Raw genomic sequence first — 210 nt, 5'->3', positions numbered from 1 at the left:
CACCACTGGAAATGTCATTCAATGCGCAATAAATCCTGGATGTATTGTGTGTGCTGGTTGTGATGATGTGAGAATGAGCATGACTGAAGCAAATCAATCGGTACTAGTTCAAGATCCAGCGCATCCAGACCAGACATATGATGTTATGCCGATGCGTGTGTAATTGGCATTCATCATTTGAGTTATTAAGAATGCAAATAACGCGAATAA

General features: G+C 40.5%; 1 pseudogene. It reads left to right on the top strand.

Annotation, left to right across the window (positions count from 1 at the left end):
• Nucleotides 1-163: pseudogene (locus tag ACNQO6_RS18660) on the top strand (DNA polymerase III subunit beta); the annotation flags it as partial.
• Between the last annotated feature and the right edge of the window lie 47 nt (nucleotides 164-210).

The sequence above is a fragment of the Acinetobacter calcoaceticus genome (assembly GCF_051947995.1).
GTDB lineage: Bacteria > Pseudomonadota > Gammaproteobacteria > Pseudomonadales > Moraxellaceae > Acinetobacter.
This window is presented reverse-complemented; position numbering and strand designations above follow the sequence as displayed.